The organism is Rhizobium sp. 2MFCol3.1, assembly GCF_000377565.1.
Classification (GTDB): domain Bacteria; phylum Pseudomonadota; class Alphaproteobacteria; order Rhizobiales; family Rhizobiaceae; genus Rhizobium.
In genome coordinates, this window is the sequence record NZ_KB898370.1 from 1 (window position 1) to 16,561 (window position 16,561).

The following is a 16,561-nucleotide window of genomic DNA, read 5'->3' on the forward strand; positions in this document are numbered from 1 at the left end:
ATCCTCACCAGGCAGACCGAATGGACGCCGAAATATGTGAATGGATGAGACATGGTTGCTCCCCGCAGGGGAGAAGAGACCAGTGGCGGGCCGCTCGCTCCACCATCGGCGCGTATTGCCGCAGGGCGATGCAGAGGGCGGTTCAGTGTTGCGGGATGTGCTATGTGTTGCCGGAGGATATTGCCGGAGACGCGTGATCAATGTCGTTGATGCCAGCCAAACCTTCGAAGATTTCGCCACGCCTGCCGCATCCGGCGCTGCCCTCGGCGGACTGGGCCGACTGCTATCAGCTTTCAGTACCGGCTGCGTCATTCGATGCGATCGAGGCTGCCCGGCTGATGCTGGGCTACGCGCCGTTCTGGATCAGCGGTCTGATGCGGTTGCGTAACCTGATCGTCGGTTCGCTTTTCGGGTTGCGGACGGATGCGCATGATCTGCCGGAAGCAACAGAAAAGATCGGGATATTTCCGGTGCTTTCAAAGACGGAGCGGCAGGTCGTCGTCGGCTTCGATGACAAGCATCTCGACTTTCGCATCGTCATCGACGTCGAGGATTTAGCCGATGGCGGGATGAAACGGGTGAAGGCGACGACTTTGGTCCATCGCAAGATCCTGATCGGGCGGATCTATATCGCGGTGATCACGCCGTTCCACAATCTCATCGTAAAGGCGATGATCACCCACATGGGCAGGCGCCTCAGCGCCCTCAATTCACCGCCGTCACCGTAAAGCCCTGCTTGCGCAGTAGCTCGATCACGCCACCTTCGCCGGGAAGATGCAGCGCGCCGACGGCCATGAAGACGTTACCGGTGGCCAGGATCGGGGCGGCGCGTTCGGCCATGATCTTGTTGCGGTCGAGGATGATGCGCTGTTCGAAGGCGGCGTAGTCGCTGCTGTCGTCGGCGCCCTCGGGCGTTACCGTTTTCAGCATCGGCATGGTCATGCCGATATCGCCGGAGAGGTAGAGATCGGTCATGGTCTCGACCACGTCGTTCATCTTCGACCCGAGTTCCAGCGTCTCGATCAGCGACTTCATGTGGAATTCGGTAGGGAGTTCGGCCATGGCCTGCAGCTGCTCGGCGAGCGTCTCGAGGCCCTTGACCTGCTTGCCTTGGGCGGCCGCGTCGGTGGCGATCTTCTGGTCGAGGAACTGAACGCCCTTTGCCTTGCGTGCCATTTCGCAGGCGGGTAGTGCGACAACGCTCGAGATCATCCAAGGGCGCATGCGCGAGACGGCGGAGAGCGGAATGCCGCGCGTCTTCAGGCCGGCCTCGAGGCGTGTGTAATCCTCGGGCGACAAAAGCTTGTCGATGGTCGTGCCGTCGGTGAACATCATCAGGTCGGGCTTCATCATCAGAGCCGCCGAGGCCTTCTTCTCGTCGAGGATCTCGTCGGATTCAATGACGATGGTATCGGCGGCATCGTGGGCGGCCTTCGTGCGCGGCGGCAGGTCGAGGACGCGCGGATCGGTGACGTGCATGCTGCCGAGCAGCCAGGACGGTTTGATCCCAGGTTTTTCGATCTTCCAGAAGATGCCCTTGCCGTTCGGCACGGCGTCGGCTTCCTTCACCGCCTGCTCGTAACGCGCGGGATCGCTCACCTTCAGGTCATCGAGAATGTTGCGGCCGGTGCAGCTTGCGTCATCCGCGGCTGACGCCGGCGAGATGGAGACGAGGGTGGCGATCAGGAGTGCTGCGGCCAGCACATGGACGGCAGCGATCAGCCAGAGCACGATGTTGCCGAAACGAGCCGGCAAGGCGATGGAGAGGCTGCGGTGGCCGAGGGAGATCGTCATGATGGTGTTCCGGTCACAAAGGATTTGCCACAAGCTTTACGCGCTGGGCCTTCCATATTCCTTTAAGGGAACAGGTTAACAAAGGATTACGCCCGGGGGTGGGCGCGATAGTAAACGTCGAGAAGGCGCGAGGCGTCCACACCCGTGTAGACCTGGGTGGTCGACAGGCTGGCATGGCCGAGCAGTTCCTGAATGGTGCGGAGATCGCCGCCGCCGGCGAGAAGATGGGTGGCGAAGGAGTGGCGCAGCGCGTGTGGCGTGGCGGTCTCCGGCAGGCCGAAGGCACTTCGCATCGTGCGCATGGTGCGCTGGATGATCGCCTGCTGCAGCTTGCCGCCACGGGCGCCGCGAAACAGCGGCTGATCAGCAGTGAGATGATAGGGGCAGAGCTTTCGGTATTTGTCGACCGCCTCGAAGACGACCGGAAGCAGCGGCACCAGGCGGGTCTTGTTGCCCTTGCCTGTTATGCGCAGCGTCGTGGCGCCTGGGGTTATGTCACCGGGCAGCAGATCGAGCGCCTCGGAGATGCGCAGGCCGCAGCCGTAGAGCAGGGTCATGACGGCGGCGTCGCGGGCGGCGATCCAGGGTTCCTCGTGCAGCTGCGCCTCGTTGCTGACGACGGTGACGGCCTGGGTGTCGGAGAGCGGCTTGGGGAGCGATTTCGGCTGCTTCGGCGAGCGGATGGCGCCGGCGCCGGCGGCGTTCACCAGACCCTTCTTTTCCAGATGGCGCAGCAGCGAGCGCAGGCCGGCGAGATTGCGGCCGAGCGAGCGGGCGCCGGTGCCGTCGCGGCGGCGGGCGGCCAGGAAGGCACGGAAATCGGCGGGCCGCAGCGCCTCGATATCCTTCAACGTCGTCGGGCCGGCGAGATGGCCGGTCATGAAGGTCAGGAACTGGCGGGTGTCGCGCTCGTATGCGTCGAGCGTGTGCTGCGAGAGGCGTCGTTCGCCGGCTAGGCTTTGCAGCCATGTGGCGCGTTCCGCCATCAGCCGCGCGTCGGCCATGATCAGGAGTTCATTCACGTTTCCGCCTCTTGAATTTGCCAGCCAGACCGCCAATTTTGCCTGAGGGACGGTTATGGAATCGCTAACATCGGCCAAGTGCCTGTCATGCTTCGATCATAATAATCGCGATAACTGGTTTCCCAACGAGGCAGGATCTTGCATGGCACGGCGCCAACCCACGACGGCATTCGGACAATTCGCAGAAACGATCGCGCTCGTTTCCCAAGGCAGACCCGGACATATCGTCGACACGCTGATCGCCGAACGCGGACAACGCATCGTCGGCCACCCGCTGTGGCCCGTCATGCGGCCGTTTCTCTATACGCTGCTGCGCTACAACAAGGCGATGACCTTCGCCAACGACATCGCCAACATGCCGGGCTTCCAGTGCTTCGAATACATGAGCAATTTGCTCGATCTTGATATCGGCGTGACCAATGCCGAGCGGATTCCTGACAAGGGCGGCTTCATTCTGGTCAGCAACCATCCGACCGGGATCGCCGATGGCGTCGCGGTGTTCGACCTCCTGAAGACGCGGCGGCCCGACATGATGGTGTTTGCCAACCGCGATGCGGTGCGCGTCAATCCGCGCTTTGCCGAGATGATCATTCCGGTCGAATGGCGCGACGAGCACAAGAGCAAGCTGAAGGCGCGCGAGACGCTGCAGCTGACTAATCACGCGGTGCGCGAGGGCAAGGCGACGGTGCTGTTTCCCTCCGGGCGCATCGCCTACTGGGCGAACGGCCGGCTCAACGAGCGGCCGTGGAAGACGTCGGCCGTCGGGCTGGCGCGCAAGTACAATCTGCCGATCCTGCCCGTCCACATGACGGCGCGCAATTCCGGGCTGTTCTACTGGTTCGCCAAGTGGTCGACGGAGCTGCGCGACATGACGGTGTTCCACGAGCTCCTCAACAAGCGCGGCGACCGCTTCGATTTCATCATCGGCGACATGATCCCGGTCGAGCATCTTGATGGCGATATCAACGACGTCACAAGGGCGCTTGAGACGCACACCGTCGAGGCGCTGAAGCGCGATGGCGACGCGCGGTTCCAGCCGCTCGTCGAGCCGAGCCTGCCCGAGATGGCCGATGCCCATTCATTTCGCTGAGCGGATGGGGTAAAGCGGGGCATGCAACTCCGCTCCATGTTCGCCCAGAATTACCGGTCGCTCCGCTCGATCCGCATGGATCTGTCGGAGACCTCGCTGTTTCTCGGCGAGAACGGTGTCGGCAAATCCAATCTCTATCGTGCGCTGCAGCTGGTGCAGGCGGCCGTTACCGGGCGGCTGGTGCGCGAGCTTGCGGCCGAGGGCGGCATGTTCTCGGTGCTGTGGTCGGGCACGCGCAAGCAGAATGAAGGGCCGGCGCGGGTGCGGCTCGAGGTCGAGCTTCTGGACGAGGAGCGCGCGGTTACTTTTCGCTACAGGGTCGAGGTCGGACTGCGTCCGCCAGAGGCGGCTGCCGGCTTTCCGCTGGAGCCGCAGGTGAAGGCCGAGGAGTTGATCGTCGATCACGGGCGGCCGGTTGTCATGATGAAGCGGGCGGGGCCTTCGATCCAGGTGCGCGATGGCTCCGGGCGGATGCAGGATTATCCGGATCAGGCGCTGACGTCGGAGACGGCGATGGCGCTGCTTGGCGATGCCGGGCATTTTCCCGAGATTGCCGCCTTTCGCCGAGTGGTGGCCAACTGGCGCTTCTTTCACGGCTTCCGCACCGATCGCGCCTCGCCTCTGCGCCAGCCCTGCCTTGCCGTGACCGGGCCGATGCTGGATGAGGATGGCGCCAATCTGGCGGCGGTGTTCGCGACGCTGAGGCATACGCGACAGGATACGGTCGATCTCGACCGTGTGGTCGCCTCGGCTTTCGCCGGCGCGCGGCTCGTGGTGCCGGAGCCGGAGGAGACAGCGTCTTTCGGGCTCGCCTTTCCCGACTTTCCGCATCGGGTTTTCCAGCCGCGTGAGCTTTCCGATGGGCAGATCCGCTTTCTCGGGCTGGCGGCGGCGCTGCTGTCTTATCGCCTGCCGCCGCTGATCGCGCTTAACGAGCCGGAAGCAAGCCTGCATCCTGACATGCTGGAGCCGCTGGCGGACATGATCGCGACCGCTTCGAAGAGCAGTCAGGTGTGGATCGTCACCCATTCGGCGCAGCTGGCGGAAGCCGTGCGCGAGCGTTGTGGCGTCCGGCCGCGCAAGGTGATCCGCGAGAACGGCGCCACCTGGATCGAAGGCATGCGGCTTACCGGCACGATTGCCGGCGAGGACGATGATGACGATTGATAGCGCGATGTCGCGGGTTTCATTTTGGTCTCGTTGCGGGCATGGTCGCGCCCGATGAGCATAGATTCGTCCGACCTCTTTGGCCCGATCGAGCCGCCGCCCGCCGTGCGCACGGTGTCGGTGCTCGTACCCATGCCGGCGCCCAGGCCCTATTCCTACTCGGTGCCCGAGGGCATGGCGGTGGAGCCCGGCTCCGTGGTGCAGGTGCCGCTTGGGCCACGCCAGGTGATGGGCGCGGTCTGGGAGGGGGGTGACGAGGGCGTCGATCCGAAGAAGCTTCGGCCGATCACCAAGGTGTTCGATTGCCCGCCGCTCTCCAAGGACATGCGCGATTTCGTCGATTGGGTGGCGAGCTACACGCTCTCGCCGCCGGGACTGGTGGCGCGGATGGCGCTGCGAGTTCCGAACGCCTTCGATCCGGAACCGATGGTCGAGGGGTTGCGCTTCTTGGGCGGCGAGCCAGAGCGGATGACGCCGGCGCGCGCCCGCGTGCTCGATGCCGCCGGCGACGGGCTGTCGTGGACGCGCATTGGCCTCGCGCATGCGGCCGGCGTTTCGACCAGCGTCGTCGACGGGTTGATCGCACAGGGGATTTTCGAGACGATCTTTTTGCCGCCGCCGCCGATCGTGGCGAAGCCGGACCCGGATTTCGCACCATCGCGGCTCGCCGGTCCGCAGAAGGAGGCGGCAGACGAAATCCTCGAAGAGGTCCGCAACGGCCAGTTCGCGGTGTCGCTGATCGATGGCGTCACCGGTTCCGGCAAGACGGAAGTCTATTTCGAGGCGATCGCCGAGACGCTGAAGCGCGGCAAGCAGGTGCTGATCCTGTTGCCGGAGATCGCGCTGACGGCAAGTTTCCTCGAGCGCTTCCAGGATCGCTTCGGGGCCAAGCCCGCCGAGTGGCATTCCGATCTGGCGCCGAAGACGCGCGAGAAGGTCTGGCGGCAGGCGGTGACGGGGGAGGTCCGGGTCGTGGCGGGGGCGCGTTCGGCGCTGTTCCTGCCGTTCGAGGATCTCGGGCTGATCATCGTCGATGAAGAGCACGATCCTGCCTACAAGCAGGAAGACCGCGTCTACTACAATGCGCGCGACATGGCTGTGGTGCGCGCCCGGATCGGCGATTTTCCGCTCGTGCTGGTCTCGGCCACGCCATCGGTGGAGAGCCAGGTCAACGGCCAGAGCGGGCGCTACACCACCATTCATCTGCCGACACGCTTCGGCGACGCGGCCCTGCCCGATCTGCATCTGGTCGACATGAGAAGACATGCGCCGGAGCGCGGGGGGTTCCTGTCGCCGGTGCTTTTGCGGGCGATCGGCAAGACGGTGGAGAAGAAGCAGCAGGCGCTGTTGTTCCTGAACCGGCGCGGCTATGCGCCGCTGACGCTTTGCAGGGTCTGCGGCCATCGCTTCCAGTGCCCGCAATGCTCCAGCTGGCTGGTCGAGCACCGGTTCAAGCGGCAGCTGCAATGCCACCAGTGCGGCTACCACCAGCACACGCCCGAGGCCTGCCCGGAATGCGGCACGTTCGACCATCTCGTTGCCTGCGGGCCTGGGGTCGAGCGGATCGCGGAAGAGGTGGAGCGGCATTTTCCCGAGGCGCGGACGATCGTGCTCTCCTCCGACATCATGGGCGGGGTGAAGCGACTGCGGCTGGAGCTCGACGCCATCGCCAAGGGCGAGGCGGATATCGTCATCGGAACGCAGCTGGTGGCCAAGGGGCATAACTTCCCGCTGATGACGCTTGTTGGCATCATCGACGCCGATCTCGGCTTGGCGAACGGCGATCCGCGCGCTGCCGAGCGCACATTCCAGTTGCTGTCGCAGGTGACGGGTCGCGCTGGGCGTACGGGTCTGAAGAGCCACGGCCTGCTGCAGACCTACCAGCCGCAGCACCCCGTGATGCAGGCGATCGTCTCGGGGGACGCGGGGGCGTTCTACGAGCGAGAGATCGCAGAGCGCGAGCGGGCGATCCTGCCGCCGTTCGGCCGGCTGGCGTCGATCATCGTTTCGGCCGAAACAAGGCAGGATGCGGAGGGGCATGCGCGCAGCATGCGCAACGCAGCGCCGCAGGTGACCGGCATTTCCGTGCTTGGGCCGGCCGAGGCGCCGCTGGCGCTGGTGCGCGGACGCCATCGCTTCCGGCTCCTCGTGCATGGTCGCCGGAACTCCGACATGCAGGCCTACCTGCGCACCATGCTGGCGCAATCGCCGAAAGAGCGCGGCTCCATCCATGTGCAGCTCGATATCGATCCGCAGAGCTTCCTTTAGAGCCCGCTCATCTCGGGCGTTTGCGGCCTGCCGATATCATGGCATAAGGGCTGCAAATCACAGTGATTTGGGGTCACATCATGGAATTCTACTTTCCGACGGAGCTGGGCGAGCAGCTTGCCTTCGGTGCCGCCGCGTTTACCGCGCTTGCGGGCTTCATCATCATGTTTGCGCCGGGCTATGCGATGCGGCTCTTCGGGATGCAGGTGCGCGAGGGGCGCCGCGACGGTTATGCCGAGCTGCGCTCGATGGGCGGCTTCTATCTCGGCACCGGGCTTTCGGCGATCATGCTGGCGCAGAACTTCACATACCTGGCGCTCGGCGCGGCGTTTGCGATGGCCGCATTCGCGCGCATCATCTCGCTGCTTTCCGACCGGGGAGGCACCATCATGAATTATGTACTTCTGGTTGTGCAGGTGGTTTTGGCGGCGCTTCCGCTCGGCTATGTCTTCGGTTTCTTTTCCGCCTGAAACACGTCGATTTTGGAGTGACGGTCTCTGGACCGTGAACGGTTTCGGCATTTTTGCGGCAGAAATCGATGCTAAAATAGGATTACGGCGTTACGCGTGTTGCGAGTCCCGATATCCTATGTTAGACGGACCCCGAATTTCGGAAGAAGCAAGAGGCTTCTCTTGCGATTTCTGGGGGAAATCATAACGAATTCAAGAATTTAAATCAGGCGCCCGCCGGAGGCCGGATTCTTGGGTTGAAATCAGGGAAATTTGTGCCCGTGGCAGACACGTCCCAGCTTACATCTGGTGTTGCAGAGCGATATGCCTCGTCGCTGTTCGAACTGGCGCTCGAGGAGGGTGCAGTCGCGAACGTGACCGCCGATCTCGACCGTTTTCAGGCGATGTTGGACGAGAGCGACGATCTGAAGCGCTTCATCTCCAGCCCGGTTTTCTCGGCTGAAGATCAGCTGAAGACGATCATCGCGATCAGCGAAAAGGCTGGCATCAGCGGGTTCGTTGCAAACTTCCTGAAGGTCGTGGCGCGCAATCGCCGCCTGTTTGCTCTCCCGGGCATGATCAAGGCCTTCCGTGTCATCGCTGCCAAGCAGCGTGGCGAAATTACCGCCGAGGTTACCTCGGCCCATGCGCTCGACGCAGCGCAGGAAACTGAATTGAAGGCGGCGCTGAAGGGCGTCACCGGCAAAGACGTGGCGGTCAACGTCACGGTTGATCCGTCAATTCTTGGTGGTCTGATCGTGAAGGTCGGGTCCCGTCAGATTGATACGTCTCTTCGTACCAAACTCTCTACCCTTAAGCTTGCATTGAAAGAGGTTGGCTGATGGATATCCGCGCCGCGGAAATTTCCGCAATTCTCAAAGATCAGATTAAAAACTTCGGCAAAGAGGCACAGGTCTCGGAAGTCGGTCAGGTGCTCTCCGTCGGTGACGGTATCGCTCGCGTATACGGTCTGGACAACGTCCAGGCCGGCGAGATGGTCGAGTTCCCGGGCGGCATCCGCGGCATGGCGCTGAACCTTGAAGCCGACAACGTTGGTGTCGTTATTTTCGGTTCCGACCGCGCCATCAAGGAAGGCGATACCGTCAAGCGTACGGGCGCCATCGTTGACGTTCCGGTTGGTCCGGAACTGCTCGGCCGCGTTGTCGACGCTCTCGGCAACCCGATCGACGGCAAGGGCCCGATCAACGCGACCCGCCGTGCGCGCGTCGACGTCAAGGCTCCTGGCATCATTCCGCGCAAGTCGGTTCATGAGCCGATGTCGACCGGCCTCAAGGCCATCGACGCGCTCATCCCGGTTGGCCGTGGCCAGCGCGAGCTCGTCATCGGCGACCGCCAGACCGGCAAGACCGCGATCATTCTCGACGCGATCCTGAACCAGAAGGCCATCCACGATAACGGCCCGGACAGCGAAAAGCTGTACTGCGTCTACGTCGCTATCGGCCAGAAGCGTTCTACCGTTGCCCAGTTCGTCAAGGTTCTCGAAGAACGCGGCGCAATGAAGTACTCGATCGTCGTTGCCGCGACCGCTTCGGACGCTGCTCCGATGCAGTACCTGGCACCGTTCGCCGGTTGCGCCATGGGCGAATACTTCCGCGACAACGGCCAGCACGCCCTGATCGGTTACGACGACCTTTCGAAGCAGGCTGTCGCCTATCGCCAGATGTCGCTTCTGCTGCGCCGCCCGCCGGGCCGCGAAGCTTACCCGGGCGACGTTTTCTACCTGCATTCGCGTCTCCTCGAGCGCGCTGCTAAGCTCTCCGACGAAATGGGCGCTGGCTCGCTGACGGCTCTGCCAGTCATCGAAACCCAGGGTAACGACGTTTCGGCGTTCATTCCGACCAACGTGATCTCGATCACCGACGGCCAGATCTTCCTCGAAACCGACCTGTTCTACCAGGGCATTCGTCCGGCCGTTAACGTCGGTCTGTCGGTTTCGCGCGTTGGTTCCGCCGCTCAGATCAAGGCCATGAAGCAGGTTGCCGGCTCGATCAAGGGCGAACTCGCCCAGTATCGCGAAATGGCCGCCTTCGCCCAGTTCGGCTCCGACCTCGATGCCTCGACGCAGCGCCTGCTGAACCGCGGCGCACGCCTGACCGAACTCCTGAAGCAGCCGCAGTTCTCGCCGCTGAAGACGGAAGAACAGGTCGCGGTGATCTTCGCCGGCGTCAACGGTTACCTCGACAAGGTCGCGGTCAACCAGGTCGGCAAGTTCGAGCAGGGCCTGCTGTCGTACCTCCGTTCCGAAGGTTCGGCGATCCTCGACACGATCCGTAGCGAAAAGGCCATCAGCGACGATACGAAGGGCAAGCTCACCGCTGCCATCGACAGCTTCGCGAAGTCTTTCTCGTAATCGGACCCAGTTAGGACGGATCACGGATGCCTTCACTTAAGGATCTGAAAAACCGGATCGCCTCCGTCAAGGCGACGCAGAAGATCACCAAGGCGATGAAAATGGTCGCCGCGGCGAAGCTTCGGCGTGCGCAGGAGGCGGCCGAGGCCGCCCGGCCCTATTCGCAGCGGATGAGTGCGGTTTTGGCGAACATCGCCAATGCCGTCACCGATGCGGATGGTGCGCCGGCTCTCATGACCGGTACAGGCAAGGATCAGGTTCACCTGCTCGTTGTCTGCACGGCTGATCGCGGCCTCTGCGGCGGTTTCAACTCGCAGATTTCCCGTTTTGCCCGCGATCATGCCCGCAAGCTGACCGCAGAAGGCAAGACGGTAAAGATCTTCACTGTCGGCAAGAAGGGCTACGACAGCCTGCGCCGCGAATTCCTGCCGCTCATCGTCGAGCGCAAGGAACTCCGCGACGTCAAGCGTGTCGCCTTCGAAAACGCCGACAGCATCGGCAAGCGCATCATCGAGATGTACGAAGCCGGTGAATTCGACGTCTGCACGCTCTTCTATTCCGAGTTCAAGTCGGTGATCTCGCAGGTTCCGACGGCACAGCAGCTCATCCCGGCTTCGGCTGGCGAGGCGGTTGCCGAGGACGCGGCACATGCGGGCGCGGTCTACGAATACGAGCCAGATCCGGCATCGATCCTCGAGGATCTGATTCCACGCAACATCTCGGTCCAGATTTTCCGCGCGCTCCTCGAGAACGTCGCCGGCGAAATGGGCGCCAAGATGAGCGCGATGGACAATGCGACGCGTAACGCTGGTGAAATGATCAACAAGCTGACGCTTTCCTACAACCGTCAGCGCCAGGCTCAGATCACCAAGGAACTCATTGAAATCATTTCGGGCGCGGAAGCGCTCTGAGGTAAGGGAAAGAGGGTAAGAAGATGGCTAAGGCAGCTACCCCCAAGAAGGCCGCGGCAGGCTCCGCCGGCAAGGTTACGCAGGTTATCGGCGCCGTCGTGGACGTTGCCTTCGAAGGCGAACTGCCGGCGATCCTGAACGCACTCGAAACCACGAACGGCGGCAACCGACTCGTGCTCGAAGTCGCTCAGCACCTGGGTGAAAACGAAGTTCGCACGATCGCCATGGACTCGACCGAAGGTCTGGTTCGCGGTCAGCCGGTCTCCGACACGGGTGAGCCGATCACGGTTCCGGTCGGCCCGGAAACGCTCGGCCGTATCATGAACGTCATCGGCGAACCGGTTGACGAAGCCGGCCCGCTGGTCACTTCGGGCAAGCGCGCCATCCACCAGGACGCTCCTTCCTACGTCGACCAGTCGACCGAAGGCCAGATCCTCGTCACCGGCATCAAGGTCGTCGACCTGCTCGCTCCTTACGCAAAGGGCGGCAAGATCGGCCTGTTCGGCGGCGCCGGCGTCGGCAAGACCGTTCTGATCATGGAACTGATCAACAACGTCGCCAAGGCGCACGGTGGTTACTCGGTATTCGCAGGCGTGGGTGAACGTACCCGCGAAGGCAACGACCTTTACCACGAAATGATCGAATCGGGCGTCAACAAGCACGGCGGCGGCGAAGGCTCCAAGGCTGCGCTGGTTTACGGCCAGATGAACGAACCGCCGGGCGCACGCGCTCGCGTTGCTCTCACCGGTCTGACGATCGCTGAAGACTTCCGCGACAAGGGCCAGGACGTTCTGTTCTTCGTCGACAACATCTTCCGCTTCACGCAGGCAGGTTCCGAAGTGTCGGCTCTGCTCGGCCGTATTCCTTCGGCCGTTGGCTATCAGCCGACGCTCGCCACGGACATGGGCGCGATGCAGGAACGCATCACCACCACGACGAAGGGCTCGATCACCTCGGTTCAGGCCATTTACGTTCCCGCCGACGACTTGACCGACCCGGCTCCGGCAACCTCGTTCGCCCACTTGGACGCAACGACGGTTCTGTCGCGCTCGATCGCCGAAAAGGGTATCTACCCGGCCGTTGACCCGCTCGACTCCACCTCGCGCATGCTCGACCCGATGGTTGTCGGCGAAGAGCACTACGAAGTGGCTCGTAAGGTTCAGACGACGCTGCAGCGCTACAAGGCTCTGCAGGACATCATCGCCATCCTGGGCATGGACGAACTGTCGGAAGAAGACCGTCTGGCTGTTGCCCGCGCCCGCAAGATCGAGCGCTTCCTGTCGCAGCCGTTCTTCGTCGCCGAAGTCTTCACCGGTTCGCCGGGCAAGCTCGTTGCGCTCGAAGACACGATCAAGGGCTTCAAGGGCCTCGTCAACGGCGAATACGATCACCTGCCGGAAGCAGCCTTCTACATGGTCGGCTCGATGGAAGAAGCCATCGAAAAGGCCAAGAAGCTCTCCGCAGCCGCTTGATGCATTCACTTACGGCGCGCAGGGACCGTCCCCGCGCGCCGTCTCTCGTTTCAAAGACAATCAAGAAGTGAAACGTCATGGCTGACAATTTCAATTTTGAACTCGTATCTCCGGAGCGCCTGCTCTTGTCCGAGATGGTGACCGAAGTTGTCATTCCGGCAACCGAGGGCGAGATGACCGTCATGGCGAACCACGCGCCGACGATGACAACAATCAAGCCGGGCGTCGTGAGCGTTCGCTCCGCCAGCGGTGTCAAGAAGGACTTCGTAGTGTTCGGCGGCTTCGCCGACATCCTGCCGACCGGCTGCACGCTGCTCGCGGAATCCGCGATCCCCGTCGAAGACGTCTCCAAGGACGAACTCGACCGTCGCATCGACGCCGCCAAGTCTGAGCTCGAGGATGCCCAGCATCACGAGCACAAGTCCAAGCTGGAACACTTCATCATGGAAATGACGCACCTGCAGGGTGTCGTCAACAAGGACTGAGCCTTTAAGCTCTGACTGTCATCGAAGCGGCCGCAAGGCCGCTTTTTTGTTGCCCGGTCGAGGCTCTTCTCCGCCATCTGAGACCGGTAGCGGTTGATCATTGGCGGATGCAGAGGCTATCTTCTCGCCATGTCGGATCCGGATCGGTTCGGCCGCTGATGGGGAGGGTTTGATGTTTCATCCGAAGTTGTTCGAAAACCGCAATGTGGTGGTCACGGGTGCCGGTCGCGGGATCGGGCTTGAGGTCGCCAGACAATTTCTCGATTGCGGCGCGCGGGTGCTGGTTCACACCGGCCGCGACGGCGAGCGGAGCTTGCCGGATTTCCTGCTGACAGCGGAAGAAGATCGCCGCGCCATCCTGATCGCCGGCGATTTTTCGACGGGCGAGGGGTGCCAGGTTTTCGCGAACAAGGTGCTCGGCCATTTCAAGACGATCCACGCGCTCGTCAACAATGCGGGAACAATGTTCGGCCGGTTTCCGGCGGGTACGCTCACCGACGAGCAGTATGGCCAGGTGGTGCAGCTGAACCAGACGTCGGTCGTCGAGGTCACACGCGCGCTGCTGCCGGCGCTGAGGGCTGCCGGCGAGGCTGCGATCGTCAACACGGTTTCGATCTCGGCGTTGACGGGCGGCAGCCCGGGTTCTGCGATCTACTCGGCCTCGAAAGCGTTCGTCTCGACTTATTCGAAAGCGCTTGCGCGCGAGCTCGCGCCGGATGGCATTCGCGTCAACTGCATCTCGCCGGGCACCATCGAAACCGATTTCCACCAGCGCTATTCCTCCGCCGAAAAGCTCGAGCAGACCCGTAAGGGCATACCGCTGCAGCGGCTGGGGACTGCCGAGGATTGCGCGCCGGCCTATCTCTTCATGGCGGCGCCGTCGTTGTCTGGTTATGTGACCGGTCAGGTGCTGGAGGTTAACGGCGGCCAGCTTATCTGCTGATTAAGTGACTTTTTTTGGCACTTTAGGAGATCCAAATTATCCGGCGTTGCGTACGTGTTATGAGCACTTGTCATTTTTGATATATATGCAAGCAGAGACATAACATGCACTTGCCGACACCTCGATCGGGTATGGCCGATCACGAATTGCAGGGGTTTTCGACCAAAGCTCGGGCAGCAAGTGAACTTCTGAAAGCGCTGGCTCATCATACGCGGTTGCTCATCCTGTGCATTCTCGCGGAAGAGGAGAAGACCGTCGGCCAGATCGAGGACATTCTCGGCATGCAGCAGGCCATGGTCTCGCAACAGCTGGCCCGCCTGCGTCTCGAGGGCCTGGTCAATACCCGCCGCGAGGGACGCATGATCTACTACAGCGTCGGCCACTCCGGCACGGTGTCGCTGCTCAAATCGCTGTTCGTGATGCTGCCAGAGGTGGTCGAGCAGCAGGGGTAAGGGCTTTTAGCTGAGCCTTTCAGGCGTCCGGCGACCAGCCCGGTGGCGCCATCTCGAAGCTCGAGAATTCGAAGCCGGGCGAAACCGTGCATCCCACCAGCGTATAGTCGCCAAGCGTCTCGGCCGATTGCCACCAGTTGGCGGGGATGATTGCCTGCGGGCGATGACCGTCGAGGATATTGGGGCCGAGCATCAGCGTCTCGCTCCGGCCGCCGTCTTCAGCGCGGTGCAGCGCCAGCGGTGCGCCGGCATAATAGTGCCAGACCTCGGCTGCGTCGTGGACCCGGTGCCAATGCGAGCGCTGGCCGGATTTCAGCAAATAATAGATCGCCGTCGAATGGCCGCGCTCCTGACCTTCGCTGTCGCGGAAGGTCTGGATGTAGAAGCCGCCCTCGGGGTGCGGCTGCAGGTCGAGTTCGCGGATGATGTCGTCGGCGGAGATCGGCGCCGGCGCCATCAGAAATTATCCTTGCGCTTGCGGATCTCGGCGAAGACCTCTTCGTTGGTCTTGGTTTCCATCAACAGATTGCGGCGGATGGCGGGGTCGCCGGCGCGGAGGAACGGGTTGGTTTCCTTCTCGAGCGCGAGCGTCGTCGGGATGGTGAATTTGCCCTCGGCGCGCAAGGCCTCGATCTCGGCGGCGCGCGCCTTGAGCCGTTCGTTATCCGGGTCGATGGTCAGCGCGAAGCGGGCGTTGGAGAGCGTGTATTCGTGGCCGAAATAGATCGCGGTCTCATCGGGAAGCACGGCAAGCTTCTGCAGCGAGTGCCACATATCAGCCGGCGGGCGTTCGAACAGCCGGCCACAGCCGAGCGCGAACAGCGTGTCGGCGGCAAAGAGCAGCTTGTCGTCGGTGAAGTGGTAGCAGATATGGCCGGCGGTGTGGCCGGGGGTCTCGATGACGCGGACGGGGTGTTCTCCGAACAGGAAGGTATCGTCGTCGGACATCGTCATGTCGAGGCCGGGGATCGCCACCGCCTCGTTGATCGGGCCGATGATCTCGCAGCCATACTTCTCCTTCAGCGCCAGGTTGCCCTCGACGTGGTCGGTGTGGTGGTGGGTGGTGAAGATGTGGCTGATCGTCCAGCCGCGACGGTTCGCGGCGGCAATGACGGCGTCGGCATCGGGGGCGTCGATGGAGGCGGTGTGGCCGGTCTCGGGATCATGAACAAGCACGCCGAAATTATCGGTGCGGCAGAGAAAAACGTCTAAATCCAAAGGTTTCATAATCTAAAGTGCCTCTTTATCTCGGACTGACCCCGAATGTAGAGGCTGCGGCCTTGAAGTCCAACCGCTCACTGATAACATTTATCGCAATGCACGCAGATATCGTCGACCTACGCCAGTTCTATCATTCCGACCTCGGCCGCATCGCCGAGCAGTCGATCGCCATGGCGCTCTCCTCTCTCTGGGTGCGGCTGCCGCAGGAGCGGCTGGTGGGCATCGGCTATGCCGTGCCGTTCCTCGATCGTTTCCAGGCCGATACCGAACGCACCTTTGCCTTCATGCCGGCGGGGCAGGGCGCCGTGAACTGGCCGATGGGATCGTTGTCGTCGACGGCGCTGATCTTCGACGAGGAACTGCCGCTGCCGGATTCCTCCATCGACCGGGTGCTGATGGTGCACTCGCTGGAGTTCGCGGAGAACCCGCGCGAGACGCTGAAGGAACTCTGGCGGGTGCTGGCGCCGGGCGGGCGGCTGGTGATCGTGGTGCCCAACCGGCGCGGCGTCTGGGCGCGGTTGGAGCACACGCCTTTCGGCTCCGGGCGGCCGTATTCGCGGGGGCAGCTGACGCATCTGCTGCGCGAGACGAATTTTACGCCGGGGGCGTCTGCCGAGGCGCTGCTGTTTCCGCCGTCGAAGCTACGGACGATGATGCGGCTGCGTGGTGCGTTCGAATATGTCGGGCGGGCGCTCTGGCCGGCCTTTTCGGGCGTCATCATCGTCGAGGCGCAGAAGCGGCTCTATCAGGGGCTGCCGGTGGCGGTGCGGGCTTCCAGGCGCGTCTTCGTGCCGGTGCTGTCGCCGCATGGCGTGCCGACGACGCGGACGCGGTAGTTCTTCCCTTCTCCCCTCGGGGAGAAGGTGGCCCGAAGGGTCGGTTGAGGGGGCTCCGGGCTCGGAGGCTACCTCGTCGT

Annotated in this window: 17 protein-coding genes; 13 read left to right on the forward strand and 4 right to left on the reverse strand. The window is 62.7% G+C overall.

Annotation, left to right across the window (positions count from 1 at the left end):
• The first annotated feature begins 200 nt into the window (after positions 1 to 200).
• Positions 201 to 728, forward strand: a complete 528-nt coding sequence (locus D460_RS0125645) for a DUF2867 domain-containing protein (RefSeq protein WP_018901467.1) — start codon at positions 201 to 203, stop codon at positions 726 to 728.
• Here D460_RS0125645 and D460_RS0125650 read toward each other — a convergent pair.
• Positions 706 to 1,794 (reverse strand): TraB/GumN family protein, encoded by a 1,089-nt coding sequence (locus D460_RS0125650; RefSeq protein WP_018901468.1) that lies wholly within the window; start codon positions 1,792 to 1,794, stop codon positions 706 to 708. The genes D460_RS0125645 and D460_RS0125650 overlap by 23 nt on opposite strands.
• Positions 1,795 to 1,880: 86 nt before the next feature.
• Entirely contained in the window at positions 1,881 to 2,816 is a 936-nt protein-coding gene (locus D460_RS0125655; protein ID WP_018901469.1) for a tyrosine recombinase XerC, read from the reverse strand.
• Between the two features lie 142 nt (positions 2,817 to 2,958).
• Between D460_RS0125655 and D460_RS0125660 the strand changes: the two genes are divergently transcribed.
• From D460_RS0125660 to D460_RS0125710, 11 genes are all read left to right on the forward strand, one after another.
• Entirely contained in the window at positions 2,959 to 3,906 is a 948-nt protein-coding gene (locus tag D460_RS0125660) for a 1-acyl-sn-glycerol-3-phosphate acyltransferase (protein WP_018901470.1), read from the forward strand.
• 21 nt (positions 3,907 to 3,927) lie between these two features.
• A complete protein-coding gene (locus tag D460_RS0125665) occupies positions 3,928 to 5,073 on the forward strand; it encodes an AAA family ATPase (protein WP_026283539.1) in 1,146 nt (381 codons plus the stop codon).
• 54 nt (positions 5,074 to 5,127) lie between these two features.
• Positions 5,128 to 7,341 (forward strand): primosomal protein N', encoded by a 2,214-nt coding sequence (locus tag D460_RS0125670; protein WP_018901472.1) that lies wholly within the window; start codon positions 5,128 to 5,130, stop codon positions 7,339 to 7,341.
• Positions 7,342 to 7,421: 80 nt separating this feature from the next.
• On the forward strand, positions 7,422 to 7,811 hold the full coding sequence (locus tag D460_RS0125675; protein ID WP_018901473.1) for a DUF4345 family protein: 390 nt from the start codon (positions 7,422 to 7,424) through the stop codon (positions 7,809 to 7,811).
• Positions 7,812 to 8,065: 254 nt separating this feature from the next.
• Complete coding sequence (locus tag D460_RS0125680) at positions 8,066 to 8,632, forward strand: F0F1 ATP synthase subunit delta (protein WP_026283540.1); 567 nt, start codon at positions 8,066 to 8,068, stop codon at positions 8,630 to 8,632.
• On the forward strand, positions 8,632 to 10,161 hold the full coding sequence (gene atpA / locus D460_RS0125685) for a F0F1 ATP synthase subunit alpha (RefSeq protein ID WP_018901475.1): 1,530 nt from the start codon (positions 8,632 to 8,634) through the stop codon (positions 10,159 to 10,161). The genes D460_RS0125680 and atpA overlap by 1 nt, the downstream gene beginning before the upstream one ends.
• Positions 10,162 to 10,187: 26 nt before the next feature.
• Entirely contained in the window at positions 10,188 to 11,072 is an 885-nt protein-coding gene (locus D460_RS0125690) for a F0F1 ATP synthase subunit gamma (protein ID WP_018901476.1), read from the forward strand.
• Positions 11,073 to 11,095: 23 nt separating this feature from the next.
• Positions 11,096 to 12,544, forward strand: a complete 1,449-nt coding sequence (gene atpD / locus D460_RS0125695) for a F0F1 ATP synthase subunit beta (protein WP_018901477.1) — start codon at positions 11,096 to 11,098, stop codon at positions 12,542 to 12,544.
• Between the two features lie 77 nt (positions 12,545 to 12,621).
• Positions 12,622 to 13,029, forward strand: coding sequence for a F0F1 ATP synthase subunit epsilon (locus tag D460_RS0125700; protein ID WP_018901478.1), 408 nt, complete (start codon positions 12,622 to 12,624; stop codon positions 13,027 to 13,029).
• A gap of 172 nt (positions 13,030 to 13,201) precedes the next feature.
• Complete coding sequence (locus D460_RS0125705) at positions 13,202 to 13,972, forward strand: SDR family oxidoreductase (protein ID WP_018901479.1); 771 nt, start codon at positions 13,202 to 13,204, stop codon at positions 13,970 to 13,972.
• 104 nt (positions 13,973 to 14,076) lie between these two features.
• Positions 14,077 to 14,424, forward strand: coding sequence for a metalloregulator ArsR/SmtB family transcription factor (locus D460_RS0125710; protein ID WP_026283541.1), 348 nt, complete (start codon positions 14,077 to 14,079; stop codon positions 14,422 to 14,424).
• A gap of 19 nt (positions 14,425 to 14,443) precedes the next feature.
• Here the strand turns inward: D460_RS0125710 and D460_RS0125715 are convergent, their stop codons facing one another.
• Together D460_RS0125715 and gloB are read right to left on the reverse strand one after the other, a co-directional pair.
• A complete protein-coding gene (locus tag D460_RS0125715) occupies positions 14,444 to 14,866 on the reverse strand; it encodes a cupin domain-containing protein (RefSeq protein ID WP_026283542.1) in 423 nt (140 codons plus the stop codon).
• A gap of 14 nt (positions 14,867 to 14,880) precedes the next feature.
• Complete coding sequence (gene gloB / locus D460_RS0125720; RefSeq protein ID WP_026283543.1) at positions 14,881 to 15,651, reverse strand: hydroxyacylglutathione hydrolase; 771 nt, start codon at positions 15,649 to 15,651, stop codon at positions 14,881 to 14,883.
• Between the two features lie 53 nt (positions 15,652 to 15,704).
• On the opposite strand from gloB, the gene D460_RS0125725 reads away from it, so the two are divergent.
• The gene (locus D460_RS0125725) at positions 15,705 to 16,481 is read left to right on the forward strand and encodes a class I SAM-dependent methyltransferase (protein WP_026283544.1); all 777 of its coding nucleotides are present in this window, start codon (positions 15,705 to 15,707) and stop codon (positions 16,479 to 16,481) included.
• The last annotated feature ends 80 nt before the right edge of the window (positions 16,482 to 16,561 follow it).